Source organism: Pseudoduganella namucuonensis (assembly GCF_900116645.1).
Classification (GTDB): Bacteria; Pseudomonadota; Gammaproteobacteria; order Burkholderiales; family Burkholderiaceae_D; genus Rugamonas; species Rugamonas namucuonensis.
In genome coordinates this window covers 38869-52392 of record NZ_FPBO01000003.1, presented here as the reverse complement: position 1 = coordinate 52392, position 13524 = coordinate 38869, and the positions used below count along the sequence as shown (strand labels likewise).

Below are 13524 nucleotides of genomic sequence, written 5' to 3'. Positions count from 1 at the left end.
ATTGATTTCCTTGCAAGATTACGTGGCTGGCTATTTTATACGCCGCAATTTCCTACAATGTGAAAAAATGTGTAACCGCCGTCGTCCGTAACGGAGTTGAGGCGTTTAATAGGCAGATCAAACCCCGGAGTCCGTCATGCACCGCAAACTCAAGCATTTAATCATCCTGGCCGCGCTGGTTGCCGTCAGTTCGCTCGCGCTGGCGCAGGACCTGCCGGCCCGCGTGGGCCGCATCTCCAGCGCCGAAGGGGAGGTGACCGTGCAGTCCGACGGCGAGGAGGCGGGCGGCAGCCTGCTGAACTGGCCGGTGGTGTCGGACAGCCGCATCACCGCCGCCCGCGGCGCGCGCATGGAATTCCGCGTCGGCTCGGCGGCCGTGCGGCTGGACGGCGATTCCAGCATCGAGGTCATGGAGCTGGACGACAACAGCCTGCGCCTGCGCCTGGATTACGGCACCGCCAGCGTGCGCCTGCGCCAGGCCGACCAGCTGGAGGGCTTCGAACTGCTCACGGCCCAGGCGCGCGTGACGATGACCGACCCCGGCTGGGTGCGCATCGACGCCGAGCGCCAGCCGGACACCACCGTCGTCACCGTGCTGTCCGGCGCGGCGCGCGTCGATGGCGCGGGCACCACGCTGGCGCTGCGCGCCGGCAAGCGCATGGAGGTGCGCGGCGACGACATCAGCACCGGCCTGGCCCAGCGCACCGCCTTCGACGACTGGGCGCAGGCGCGCGACAAGCGCGACGAGAACTCGCAGTCGCTGCGCTACCTGACCGCCGACGTCACCGGCTACGAGGAACTGGACCATTACGGCAGTTGGCGCGACGACCCCGAGTACGGCCCGCTGTGGTCGCCGCGCGTGGTGCCGGCCGGCTGGGCGCCCTACCGCGACGGCCGCTGGACCTGGGTGGATCCCTGGGGCTGGACCTGGGTCGACGACGCGCCCTGGGGCTACGCGCCGTCGCACTACGGCCGCTGGGTGACGGTCAATCAGCGCTGGTACTGGGCGCCGGGGCGCTTCGACGGGCGTCCGGTGTGGGCGCCGGCGCTGGTGGGCTGGGTGGGCGGCGGCGGCTGGAGCGTGACGTTCTCGAACCGCCACGCCGGTCCCGGCCTGGGCTGGTATCCGCTGACGCCGCGCGACCGCTTCGTGCCGAACTACCGCGTGTCGCCGGACCATGCCCGCCGGCTGGAGTGGCAGCACCGCGGCAACGTCAAATGGCGCGACCGCGACGGCCGCAACGACGGCCGCCGCGACGGCGTGACCGTGCTGCCGCGCGAGCAGTTCGACGCGCGCCGCACCGTCAATGTGGGCCGCGGCGCGCCGCGCGTGACGATGGCGCCGGGCGAGGTGCGCAATGTGCCGCTGACCACGGCGCCCCTGCCGACCGCGCAATTGCCGACCGGCGTGCGTCCGGGCCGCGTGATCGAGACCGGGCGTAACCGCGACGACTGGCGCGAGCGCCGCCGCGACGAGGCGCCGCGCGGTTCCGTGCTGGTGAATCCGCAACAGCCGGGCCGTGTGTCGCAGCCGGGTCAGCAGCCGGTGCAGCAGCTTGGCCAGCAGCCGGCCGGCCAGCAGCGCGCGCCGGCGCCGCAAACCGCCGCGCAGCCCGGGCAGCCCGTGCCGCAGCCGGGCGTGGCGGTGCAGGACGAGCGCTTCGGCCGCGCCGAGCGCCGCAACGACGACGCCGAACGGGACCGCGAGCGCCGCGACCGCAACGAACGCGAACGCGCCGAGCGCGACCGCAACGAGCGCAACGACCGGGAAGCGCGCGAGCGCTGGAACCAGCAGCGCCAGACGGCGCCGATGCCGGCGCCGCAGGGACAAGCAGTGCAGCAGGGCGCGCAGCAGGTGTTCCGCCAGCAGCAGGCCCAGCCGCAGCCTCAGCCGCAGCCTCAGCCGCAACACCAGCCGCAGCCGCAGCCGGTGATGCAGCAGGCCCCGGCCGCGCATCCGGAGCAGCGCCAGGAGCGTTCGGACCAGCGCCAGGAACGCGAGCCGCGCCAGGAACGGCAGCAGCCCGCCTTCCAACAGCCGCGTCCGGAACCCCGTCCGGAACCCCGTCCACAGCCGCAAATGCAGCAAGCCCAGCCGCAGCCGCAAGCCCAGCCGCAACCACAGGCTCGCCAGGCGCCGCCCGAGCGTCCCCTGGTCACGCCGGGCGGGCAGGCCAACACGCCGGAAGCGCGCAATCAGCGCCAGGAGCAAAGGGAGAACCGGGGCCGCAAGAATCAGGAATAGGCGGGGAGGGATCGCGGGCCAGGCCCGGATTTTGGTAGTTCAGGCCCGGAATCGTGCAGTTCGTCGTAAACCGATGACCGCCGGGCATTCACTTCCCTACAGTGAAGCCTGCTGTGATTTTCCCACCACTTTCTTCCTCCCAATGAAAAAGTGTTCAAGCCAGCCGGAAACGGCTGGCTTTTTTTTATTTGCCCGGCGCCAGGCCGCGTATGCGTTCGCGCCACTCGCCCAGCGCGGACAGGGCGTCGTGGAACTCGCGCTCGATCAGGTCGGCCTCGCTGGCCGTGATCTTGCCGTCCAACAAGGATTGCGACACCGCCTCGGCGACGTCGCCGATCTGGCTCATCACGCGGCATACGGTCTGCGACAAGTCGTCCTTGGCCACGATTTCCGGCACCGGCACGACGAACGCCGCCATGCCGTGCCGGTTGAGCAGTGCGTGCAAGGGCAACACGGCGTCCTGCACGCCCGCTTTCTGGCAAAGTTCGATGATGGTGGACACCTCCTCGAACGAAGGGTAATGCGAGGCGATGGTGGGTGACAATTTGTTACGCAATACGTTCACCGAGATTCCCATGCACTGCGACAATGCCTCGATGCCGCCAGGGTAATTCCGCGCCACCGTGTAGAGGGCGTCGTGTTGATTCATGTCAGAGTATTTACGTGTCATGGTAAAGCTGGCCTTTTATTACCGATGCATTGATCCGTGACGGATATTATGCTGTTATTTATTCAACTTATATCAACTTATACCAACCCAGGGGAAATGATGAAGCCTCTCCGCACTGCAGTCGTATTGGCGTTGTCGCTGTCGCTGGCGGTGGGCCCGGTGCTCGCCGAAGCGAGGCCGACCCAGAGTTCCGGCTCGTACAAGAGCGGATTCTCTTCGCAAAAGAGCAATACGGCAAGAAGTAACAATTCCAGCGCCAGCCAGCCTTCGCGCGGCGGCAACCCGTCGTTCGGCAGTTTCGGCTCGCGCCGCGCGCAGGACGCCGCGCCGCCGCCGTCCTCCGGGAGCAACCGTTCGGCCATGTCGCGCGACATGTCGGAAAGCGCCGCGCGGGACAACGCGGTGCGCTCGATGGACAGCCGCCGCGCCGGCAACGCGCAGCCGCTGCCGCCGCTGGACCCGGTGATGCCGCGCCAGGCGCCGCCGCCGCAGTCCGGCTACGGCAACAATAATCCTGGCTATAACAACCCGGGCTACAACAACCCGGGCTACGACAACGGCCGCTACGACAACCGTCGTTACGAGAACCGGCCGAGCGGCTGGGGCACGGCGGGCGCGGCCGCCGCCGGCGCGGTGCTGGGCAGCGTGCTGTCCGGCCAGGCCAACGCCGGCCACGGCGGCCAGCAGCAGCAACAGCAGGCGCCGCTGCCGGGCAATGTGCCGGCCGACATCGGCGCCATCGGCCCGGTCGACCCGGCGGCCGACGCCGCCACCACGGGCATGGCGGCCACGCCGGCCGCGCAGGACCAGCGCCAGCCCGCGCCCGTGGAGGCGCCGGCCGCCCGCAAGGAGTCGTCCGGCATCGGCTGGTTCGGCTGGGCGATGCTGGCGCTGATCGGTTTTGGACTGTACCGCCTGCTCACCCGCCGCAAGGTGGCCAAGCGCGGTGCCAATTACTCTCTGGGAGATTGACATGGGTTGGAAGGATGCATTCGAGTACGTGAAGGGCGCGGCCGGCAAGCGCGGCATGACGGAGGCGCCGGCGGACCAGCAACTGCCGCTGGGCGCCCGTATCGGCAGCGTGGTCACCATGCAGCAGGGTTCGCTGCTGCGCGCCAGCACGGCCGGCTCGCTGATCCAGCCGCCGACCGGCGCCGACACCCGCATCCTGGCGATTTCGCGGCTCAAGCTGAACCTGTCCGGCAGCGTCTACCGCTACTACCTGGACACCGGCGACGACCAGGCCGACGAGAAGTTCCTGCAGGTGTACGTGAACGCGCAGGGCGAGGTGGCCGAGGTCATGTATTGCACCCAGCTGGCGCGGGTGATCCCGGAAACGGTGGAGGACCAGCAGGCCTACACGGGTGAACTGGGCTACGGCCTGGGCGACCGCAGCTACACCCTGTGGCGCGCCCAACTGGGCGACTACGGCCTGGACGAGGCCGACCTGGACCTGGTGTTCGGCCAGGAGGAGGGCGTCGACTACCGGCGCGACGCGGGCAACGCGGACGCCGAGTTCGTCCAGCCCTACACGGGCAGCGAAACCCGCATCGACGACGCGGCCGGCGTGCAGGGCATGAAGCAGGACCTGTATTTCATGCCCTATGTGCGCGAGCTGCCGGGCGCGGGGCCGGAATTCCTGCTGATCACGACGGAGATCCTCCGCAGCGTGAACGGCGACGCGAACAAACGCGGCATCCATGTCGATTTCGTCATCGGCATACCGGTGGAGCAGGAACGGATCGTCATCCAGTGACGTCCGCAGGCAGTAGGTACAAACGAGCAGTGCAGAGCAGTTCTATCTCAACGAAAGGAAGGACATTATGAGCAATTCGAATGGCTGGGGCTTGACCGCGCGCCTGATTTCCAAACACTTCGGCGCCCTGGGCGACCGCGTGTCCGAAGCGATCGCCAATTTCGATCCCGAGACGGCGACCGAGGCCGACCGCGACCGCCTGGCCGACACGCTGCGCGGCACGGCCCAGAAGCTCGCCGCCGCCCGCTCCTCCTTTGAAAAGGAGCGCCAGGACGTCGTCAAGCTGCGCGAACTGATCGCCAGCGACGAGCGCGCCGCCGAGACGCTGGGCGACCGACTGGCCGCCGGCAAGATCTCGGAGTCCACCATCAACCTGTTCTGCGACGAACTGGAGGCCAACAAGGCGCGCCTGCCGACCGAGGAGCAGGAGGCGGCGGACGCGGAGGAGTACATGTCCGAGCTGCAGAAGATCGTCGACGCGCTGTCCAAGCAGCTGGCCGACTTCGACGCCGCCGCCAAGAAGGCGATGCAGGCCCTGGCCACCGCCAACGCCCAGCGCGACCTGCAGCACGTGCGCGCCGAGCGCCAGGAGCAGCTGAACGGCCTGCGCGGCCTGCAGGGCAACTCCAGCGCGCTGAACGCGCTGACGCGCCGCGCGCAGAACGTCAGCAACGAGGCGGCCGGCATGAAGATCGTCGCCGACATCGGCCAGCGTCCGCTGGACCAGGCCGCTGAGCTGGACGCCATCCGCAGGTCCGCCGCCAACCCGGGCACCGCCGGCGAATCGGCGCTGGACCGCCTCAAGCGCCTGTCCGGCAAGACCGCCGCCTAAGCGGCGCGCAGCGGGCCGGCGCCCGCCGGCCCGCCGTGATCATTGTTCAATCCCCTTCCGCCAGCATCTCGGCCGTCTGCGCGACGATAAAGTCCCGCAGCCACTTGTTTCCCGGATCGCGGTGATACCGATCGTGCCAGTACAGGCCGATATCGAATTCCGGCAGTTCCAGGGGCACCGGTTTCGTGACCAGGTCAAAATGCGGCGTCAGCGTCTTGACCAGGATGGCGGGCGCGAACCATAACAGGTCCGAACCGATGATGAAATGCGGCGCGGACAGGTATTGCGGCAGGCGCACCTTGATCTGATGCCGCGCGCCGGCGTCGATCAATGCCTTCTCCAGGACCTGGTGGCCGCTGCCGGAATACTCCACCAGCAAATGCTGCTGCTCGCGCAGGCGTTCAACGGTCAATTCCCGGTCCTCCAGCGGATGCCCCTTGCGCATGACGCAGACGTAGTGCTGCTTGAACAGCTGGCGGCGGTGAATGCCGGTTTCGAGCGCGGGCAGGAAGCCCATCGCGAAATCGATCCTGCCGCTCGCCAATCCACTCAGCGTTTCATCGATCGGTTTGAACACGGTCCGCAGCTTGATGTGGGGCGCTTCCGTCTCCAGCTTTCGCATCAGCGGAGGGAGGTCCACCACTTCGCCGATATCGCGCGTGCGCACGGTAAACAGGCGGCGCGACGTGGCCGGGTCGAATTTCGCCTCTTCCGCGGAGGTGTTGCGTATCATCGCCAGGGCGTCCAGCAGTTGCTGGGCGATGGCGGTGGCGTAGGGCGTCGGTTCCATGCGCCGGCCCACCAGCGTGAACATCTTGTCCCCGCGCTCCAGGCGCATCCGCTTCAGCGCGCTGCTGACCGCCGCCTGCGTCAGCCCCAGGTTCTCCGCCGCCCCCGTCACCGACCGGTCGCGCCACAATGCCTCGAAGACAAATAGCAAGTTGAGGTCTTTCATCATTCTCCGATGTGTTGATGCCTATGAAACTATAAATGCCGTTAATACTGCTGATTCACTGAATCGATATAGGTTAACGAAAGCCGCGTCGCTAGAATACTTCAAAACATTAACGGGGAGACAGACGTGGACGCACCCTCACAGATCGTCGGCATGATCGGCATCGGCCAGCTGGGACTGCCGATCGCCACCAATTTGATCCAGGCCGGCTACCAGGTGGCCGGTTTCCGCCGCACCGGCCGGGAGGAGTTCGCCGCGCGCGGCGGCCACGCGCTCGCAAGCCCGGCCGCCGTCGCCCGCCAAGCCGATATCCTGCTGCTGTGCCTGCCCAGCGAACAGGCGCAGCTGGACGTCCTCGAGGGCCCCGACGGCGTGTTGGCGGCGCTCAAGCCCGGCCAGATCGTCATCGAACTCAGTACCTACGGCAAGGCGTTCAAGCTGGAACAGGCCAAACGCATCGAGGAACGCGGCGGACGCGTGCTCGAGTCCGAGGTCAGCGGTTCGCCGCCGATGGTGGCGCAGCGCAAGGCCTCGCTCTACCTGGGCGGTTCCGCGTCGCTCATCGAGGAGTGCAAGCCGGTGCTGGACGCCATCACCGCCAACCATTTCCACATCGGCGAATTCGGCTCGGCGGTCGCCATGAAGCTGATCGCCAACTACCTGCTCTCCATCCACATTCTGGCCGCCGCCGAGGCGATGAACCTGGGCGCCATGGCCGGTTTCGACCCGCGGATGGTTGCCGAAGTGATCAAGCACGGCGCCGGCAGTTCGACCATGTTCACGATACGCGCGCCGATGATGGCGGAGCGCGCCTTCACGCCGGCGATCGGCCCGTTCGTCACCCTGAAGAAATACCTGGACCTGGGACGCGACATGTCCGACGAGCTGGGCGCCGCCTCGCCGCTGTTTTCGGCGGCGGCATCGTATTTTTACCGCGCCATCGACAGCGATATCCGCGACGAGGACGCCGCGGCCGTCATCAAGCTGCTGGAGGCGGAGTCGCAACAGAACACACACCAAGGAGAGTAACGTGATCATCGAGAAGCGCACCTATCAGCTGCGGCCCGGCGCCATGCCCGAGTTTCTGAACATCTACGAAGCCGAGGGGCTGAAGCTGCAGAGCGAAACCCTGGGCCGGCTATTGGGCTATTTCGTATCGGAAGTGGGCGAACTCAACCGTGTCGTGCAGCTGTGGAGCTTCGACAGTTTCGAGGACCGCGCGCGGCGCCGCGCGGCCTTGTCGGCCAAACCGGAATGGCGCGCCTATCTCGGCAAGGCGGGCGGCATGGTCGTCAACCAGGAAAACGAGTTGCTCACGCCGACGCCGTTCTCCCCCCTCAAATAGGACGACACCGCCATGATCCGCTCGCTGCTACACGTCGGCATGACCGTGCCCGACCTCGAAATCGGACGCGCTTTTTACGAACTGTTCGGCCTGGAGGCGCACGCCTCCGGGAACGACCTGGTGTTTCGCTGCCCGGATCGGGCGCAAGACCAGGTGCGCCTGATCGAAGGGCCGAAGAAGCGCCTGAGCTATATCTCGCTCGGCACCAACGCGGCGGGAATGCAAGCCTTGAAAGGCAATCTGGAGCGCGCCGGCGTGGCCATCGCCGACGCCCCGTTCCGCGTGCCCTTCGGCGGCATCTGGTTCCAGGACCCGCACGGCGACTGGGTCAACGTGCAGGTCGAGGAAGCGGCGCCATCGCTGATGGCGGCGCCGCCGGAAGTCAATTCGCCCGGCCGCTATCGCCGCATCGGCACGCGCGCGTGCGGGGTCGAGACCATGCAAAAGCGGGCGCGGCCGCGCCGCCTGGGGCACCTGATCAAGTTCAGCCCCGACGTCGACCGCTCCACCGATTTCTACACGCAAGTGCTGGGGATGAAGGTGTCCGACCGCGCGCAGGACATCCTGGCCTTCCTGCGCGGCACGGGCGGCGGCGACCATCATATGCTGGCGTTCGCGAAAAGCACGCACACGGGCTTGCACCACCTGAGTTTCGAGGTCGGCGATTTCGACGAAATCGCGATCGGCGCGCAGACCATGACGCGCGCCGGCTACAAGAGCGCCTTCGGTCCCGGCCGCCACGTGGGCGGATCGAACTACTTCCATTACATCCGCGATCCGTGGAACAGCCTGGCGGAGTACTTCTGGGACATCGACATCATTCCGGAGGACGACAGCGGCTGGGTGCCCTTGAACGTCACGCCGGAGGAGCTGACCGCGGTATGGGCCAGCGAGCCGCCGCCGCCGGAATTCCCGATGAACTTCGAACTTCCCGACTGACATGGACATCAACGACAACGCCCGCGGCCTGCTGGCGAAAATGCTGCAAAAGGCCTTGTACGTCGCGCTCAGGACGCCGAACGACCTGTCGCGCTTTGGCGAGTTGCTGGAGGCGCACCTGCAGTGGGCGATCGCCGCCGAGCAGCGCGGCGAACTGTTCGCCTCCGGTCCGTTCGTGGAGGAGGGCGGCGCGCCGGGCGCGCTGGGCGGGATGTCGATCGTGCGCGCGTCATCGATGGAGGAGGCGCAACAAATCCTTGCACGGGATCCCTTCATCAGGGAAGGGGTGTATCTGCCATCCATCCGGAAATGGCTCCTCATGGAGGGCGGCGTCACCGTGACGCTGCGGTTCTCCGACCAGTCGTACCTACTCAGATAGGAATCTAAAATGAAATATCAGCTTTTCACGTATGCGGACAAGAACGGGGCCGCAGGGGCGGGTATCGCCGTCAATCAGCAACTGTTCGATCTCGCGGGCGTCGCCATGGGCGGTCCGCTGGCCCGGAAACCGGTGATGGAGTTGCTGGAGGATTGGGACGCCGCCCACGCCCGGCTGCTCGCTGTCGCCGATGCTTTGGCCGCCGCTCCGGGCAAATACGCCAGCTACCTGCTGGACGCGGGCGCCATCGATTTCCTGCCCCCGGTGCCGCAACCCGGCGTGGTCTATTGCGCCGGCGCCAATTATCGCGACCATGTGGAAGCCATGGGCCGCGCGCTCAACCATAAACTGGTGCTGGACCCGAAGGCCGAAGGCATTCCGCCCTGGCATTTCTTGAAAGCGGGCAAGGGTAGCCTGGCGGGCCACCGCGAGATCGTGCCTTTCCCCGGCCACACCAGCATGCTGGACTGGGAAGCGGAACTGGCCGTCGTGATCGGCCGCCGCGCCTCCAAGGTCGGCGTGGCGGACGCCTTGCGCTACGTCGCCGGTTACTCCTGCTCGAACGACTTGTCGGCGCGCGACAACCTGAAGCGCGAGCAGGTCGACGTCAGCTCGCCATTCCGCTTCGACTGGATCGGACATAAAAGCTTCAACGGTTCCTGCCCCATCGGCCCCTTCATGACGCCGGCGGCCTTCGTCGAATCCCCCGAAGACCTCGACATCAAGTTGTGGCTCAATGGCGAGATCAAGCAGGATTCCAATACGCGCAACCACCTGTACGGCGTGGCGGACCAGATATCCTACCTGAGCCACCGGGTCGACCTGTATCCGGGCGACATTATCCTCACCGGCACCCCGGCGGGCGTGGGCATGGAGAGCGGCATCTTCCTGAAGCGCGGCGACGTGATGAAGGTATGGATCGCGGGACTGGGCGAGCTGGAAACCACCGTCGCCTGATTCAACAACGATAAAAACAATGGGAGACTGACATGAAAACGAAACTGAATTGGGCGCTTGTTGCAATGATGATCGCCGGCGCCGCCCCGGCGGCCAAGGCCGACGTCAAAATCGGCTTCCTGGCGACGCTGTCCGGGCCGTCCGCCGATGTCGGGCGCGACCAGGTCGACGGCTTCAGCCTGGCGCTCGACCAGCTGTCCGGCAAGCTGGGCGGCGTCGCGGCGACGGTGGTCAAGGAGGACGACCAGCAAAAGCCCGAGGTGGCGATGAACGCGCTGGCCAAGCTGGTCGACCGGGACAAGGCCGATGTGATCGTCGGGCTGACCTTCGCCAACATCATGATGGCGATGCAGAACCGGATCGCCTCGACCAACCTGCCGTTCATCGGCACCGTGGCCGGTCCCTCGCCGGTGGCGGGCGTGCAGTGCAAGCCGAACCAGTTCGTGATGTCCTGGCAAAGCGACGTGCCGGCCGAAGTGGTCGGCAAGTACCTCAACGACAAGGGCGTCAAGCGCGTCAGCACGATGACGCCGAACTTCATCGGCGGCAAGGACAAGGTCCAGGGCTTCAAGCGCTTCTACAAGGGCGAGATCGTCGACGAGATCTACACCCCGCTCAATCAGCTCGATTTTTCCGCCGAGCTGACCCAATTGTCCGCGTCCAAGCCGGACGCGGTCTATGCCTTCTATCCGGGCGGCCTGGGCGTCACCTTCGTCCGCCAGTTCCAGCAGGCCGGGCTGCTGACCAGGATTCCGCTCAATACCTCCAATACCATCGAAGGCTCCGCCGCCGACGCGATGGGCGCGGCGGCGATAGGCGCCATCGTCGGCGATACCTGGGCGCCCGGCGCGCCGAACGCGCAATCTAAGCAGTTTGTCGCGGCATTCGAGAAGCGCCACGGACGCACGCCTTCGCCTTACGCCGCGTTCAGCTACGACGCGGCCATGTTGCTCGACGCGGCCATCCGTACCGTCAAGGGCAATGCGGCCGACCGCGCGGCGCTGACGGCGGCGATCAAGAACGCGCAATTCAAGTCGGTGCGGGGCGACTTCAAGTTCGGCAAGAACAACTTCCCGGTGCAGAACTACCACATCTACCAAGTCGTCAAGGGCGCATCGGGCAAACCGGAGTCCAGGCTGCTGGCGGCGGACGTGCTCAAGGAGCATGCGGACGCCTACGCGGGGCAGTGCAATCCCAAATAAGTAAGGCCTGAAACGGGCTCACGCGGTTCCGGGGAGGCGGCCTTCCGGCCCCCTCCAAGGGGAAGCTTTTGCCTGAATTTTTATAACAATGGAGACAAAAAAATGAAAAAGAACATGATCGCCGCCGGCTTGATGGCCGCCGCCGCAACCGCCAGCCACGCACAGGGCGGCAACGTCTCGGTCTATGGCCTGATCGACACCGGCGTGGAATACGTCACGAACGTGGGAGCCGGCGGGGACAATCTGACCCGGATGCCGACCCTGACCGGCACCCTGCCGTCGCGCCTGGGTTTCCGTGGCACGGAGGATCTGGGCGGTGGCCTCAAGGCGGTGTTCACGCTGGAAAACGGTCTGGCGCCGGATGCCGGAACGCAGGCCCAGGGCGGACGCCTGTTCGGCAGGCAGGCCTTCGTCGGCCTGTCCGGCGACTGGGGCACCGTATCCATCGGGCGCCAGTACACCATGCTGTTCTGGTCCATTCTGGACAGCGACATCCTCGGCCCGAATATTTACGGTTCGGGCGGGCTGGACAGCTACATTCCCAACGCGCGCGCCGACAACGCCGTCGCCTATCGCGGCACATTCAGCGGCCTGACCCTCGGCGCCACCTACAGCTTCGGCCGCGACGCGGTCAACGCCGGCCCGAGCCCGGCGGGAACCAACTGCGCGGGGGAAAACGCGGCCGACAGCAAGGCCTGCCGAGAGTGGTCCCTGATGGCGAAGTACGACACGGCCGGTTGGGGCGTCGCCGCCGCGTACGACCGCATCAACGGCGGGCCGGGCGCGTTCGCGGGCCTGACCAGCGGCGGCCTCGGCGACAGCCGCGCCACCATCAACGGTTACGTCAAGTTCGGACAGGCGAAGCTGGGCGGCGGCGTGATCCGCCGTAGCAACGAGGCGAGCGCCGCGCCGAGGAGCGATTTGTATTTCATCGGCGGCGCCTATCCCGTCATCCCGGAAATCACGGTGGAGGTGGAACTGTTCAGGCTCGATACCAAGGGCAACGCGAACGACGCGACGCTCTTCGCCGTGCGGGGCCTCTACCACCTCTCCAAGCGCACCGCGGCTTACGTCACCGCCGGCCATGTCTCGAACGGCGGCACGCTCAACCTCTCGGTCAGCGGCGGCGCTGCGGGCAGCAACCCGGTGGCGGGGGGATCGCAGACCGGCCTGATGGTCGGCATGCGTCACTTCTTCTAACAATCCGCGCAACGGGGGCGGCACGCCCCCAGGGAGACTGTCCATGAATCGCATCAAGAGAATCGCGCTGACGTTGGTCCTGGCATGCGTCGCCGGCGTATCGGCGGCGGCGGAAAAGCCGATAGAACTCATCATCTTCCCCGGCGGCTCCAACTGGCCGCTGTGGGTCGCCCAGGACAAAGGTTTCTTTGCCGCGGAAGGCGTGGCCGTGAACGTGACGCCCACCCCCAATTCGGTTTTCCAGCTGACCAATCTGATCGACGGAAAATTCGATATCGCCATGACCGCCATCGACAACCTGGTCGCATACAGGGAAGGGCAGGGCGAAGTGCCGGACAAGGTCGGCGCGGACCTGGTCGCGGTCATGGGCGGGGACCGCGGCTTTCTCAAGCTGGTGGCGGCGCCCGGCGTGCAATCCATCGCCGGCCTGCGCGGCAAGACCGTGTCGGTGGATGCGAAAAGCACCGGGTACGCGGCGGTCCTGTTCGAGCTCCTTGAACGCGGCGGCTTGCGCGAGGGGGATTACGCGGTCGAGCGCGCCGGCGGCGTCCTGCAGCGTTTTCAGGCGCTCATGGAAGGCAGGCAGTCCGCCACCATGCTGGTCTCGCCGTTCGAATTGCAGGCGCAGGCGCGCGGATTCACGGTGCTGGAATCGGTGGCGGATAGTCTGGGCGCCTACCAGGGGGCGGTCGCCGGTGTGCGCCAGGGCTGGGCGAGGCAAAACCAGGCGCGGCTGGAGGGCTTCATTCGCGCCTATGTGAAAGGCGTCGAGTGGCTCTACGACCCCGCGCACAAGGAGGAAGCGCTGCGCATATTCCAGAATCGCGTGCCCAACAGCAATCCGGCGATGGCGGAGGCGGCGTTCGGCGTGCTGGTGAACGAGCAGAGCGGGTTCCAGCGCCGGGCGGCGCTCGATCCGGCGGGTCTGGAGCAGGTGTTGAAACTGCGCGGCAAGTGGGGCGTGCCCAGGAAGGACATGGGCAGTCCGTCGACGTACTACGACCGCGGTTATTACGACCGGGCCATCGGCCGCTGACCCCTATC

At 66.5% G+C, this 13524-nt stretch carries 14 protein-coding genes; 12 read left to right on the top strand and 2 right to left on the bottom strand.

All coding sequences use genetic code 11. The features are described from left to right. Positions 1-136 precede the first annotated feature (136 nt). Positions 137-2245, top strand: coding sequence for a DUF6600 domain-containing protein (locus BM436_RS04175; protein ID WP_177306947.1), 2109 nt, complete (start codon positions 137-139; stop codon positions 2243-2245). Between the two features lie 184 nt (positions 2246-2429). Here the strand turns inward: BM436_RS04175 and BM436_RS04170 are convergent, their stop codons facing one another. Next, positions 2430-2894, bottom strand: a complete 465-nt coding sequence (locus tag BM436_RS04170; protein ID WP_229489045.1) for a phage regulatory CII family protein — start codon at positions 2892-2894, stop codon at positions 2430-2432. Between the two features lie 117 nt (positions 2895-3011). Here BM436_RS04170 and BM436_RS04165 point away from each other — a divergent pair, with 117 nt between their 5' ends. The 3 genes from BM436_RS04165 (at position 3012) to BM436_RS04155 (ending at position 5503) form a co-directional block, all read left to right on the top strand. Then, positions 3012-3887: a hypothetical protein gene (locus BM436_RS04165; RefSeq protein WP_143132953.1), complete on the top strand. Its 876-nt coding sequence runs from the start codon at positions 3012-3014 to the stop codon at positions 3885-3887. Between the two features lies 1 nt (position 3888). After that, positions 3889-4671, top strand: coding sequence for a DUF2491 family protein (locus BM436_RS04160; RefSeq protein ID WP_093553847.1), 783 nt, complete (start codon positions 3889-3891; stop codon positions 4669-4671). A 67-nt stretch (positions 4672-4738) separates the two neighbouring features. Next, complete coding sequence (locus BM436_RS04155; protein WP_093553845.1) at positions 4739-5503, top strand: hypothetical protein; 765 nt, start codon at positions 4739-4741, stop codon at positions 5501-5503. A gap of 46 nt (positions 5504-5549) precedes the next feature. On the opposite strand, the gene BM436_RS04150 is transcribed toward BM436_RS04155, so the two are convergent. Beyond that, positions 5550-6458 (bottom strand): LysR family transcriptional regulator, encoded by a 909-nt coding sequence (locus BM436_RS04150; protein ID WP_093554358.1) that lies wholly within the window; start codon positions 6456-6458, stop codon positions 5550-5552. A 126-nt stretch (positions 6459-6584) separates the two neighbouring features. Between BM436_RS04150 and BM436_RS04145 the strand changes: the two genes are divergently transcribed. The 8 genes from BM436_RS04145 to BM436_RS04110 all read left to right on the top strand — a co-directional run bounded on the left by BM436_RS04145 (position 6585) and on the right by BM436_RS04110 (position 13516). Then, positions 6585-7487 (top strand): NAD(P)-dependent oxidoreductase, encoded by a 903-nt coding sequence (locus BM436_RS04145; RefSeq protein ID WP_229489043.1) that lies wholly within the window; start codon positions 6585-6587, stop codon positions 7485-7487. Position 7488: 1 nt separating this feature from the next. Further along, entirely contained in the window at positions 7489-7803 is a 315-nt protein-coding gene (locus BM436_RS04140) for an NIPSNAP family protein (RefSeq protein ID WP_093553841.1), read from the top strand. Positions 7804-7815: 12 nt separating this feature from the next. After that, on the top strand, positions 7816-8742 hold the full coding sequence (locus BM436_RS04135; protein WP_093553839.1) for a VOC family protein: 927 nt from the start codon (positions 7816-7818) through the stop codon (positions 8740-8742). A 1-nt stretch (position 8743) separates the two neighbouring features. Then, positions 8744-9121: a YciI family protein gene (locus tag BM436_RS04130; RefSeq protein ID WP_093553837.1), complete on the top strand. Its 378-nt coding sequence runs from the start codon at positions 8744-8746 to the stop codon at positions 9119-9121. A 9-nt stretch (positions 9122-9130) separates the two neighbouring features. After that, positions 9131-10078 carry a fumarylacetoacetate hydrolase family protein gene (locus BM436_RS04125; RefSeq protein WP_093553835.1) on the top strand — a complete coding sequence of 316 codons (948 nt, stop codon included), beginning with the start codon at positions 9131-9133 and terminating at the stop codon, positions 10076-10078. Positions 10079-10110: 32 nt separating this feature from the next. Then, the gene (locus BM436_RS04120) at positions 10111-11280 is read left to right on the top strand and encodes an ABC transporter substrate-binding protein (RefSeq protein WP_093553833.1); all 1170 of its coding nucleotides are present in this window, start codon (positions 10111-10113) and stop codon (positions 11278-11280) included. Positions 11281-11382: 102 nt separating this feature from the next. Further along, on the top strand, positions 11383-12480 hold the full coding sequence (locus BM436_RS04115) for a porin (RefSeq protein ID WP_093553831.1): 1098 nt from the start codon (positions 11383-11385) through the stop codon (positions 12478-12480). Positions 12481-12523: 43 nt separating this feature from the next. Further along, on the top strand, positions 12524-13516 hold the full coding sequence (locus tag BM436_RS04110; RefSeq protein WP_093553829.1) for an ABC transporter substrate-binding protein: 993 nt from the start codon (positions 12524-12526) through the stop codon (positions 13514-13516). The last annotated feature ends 8 nt before the right edge of the window (positions 13517-13524 follow it).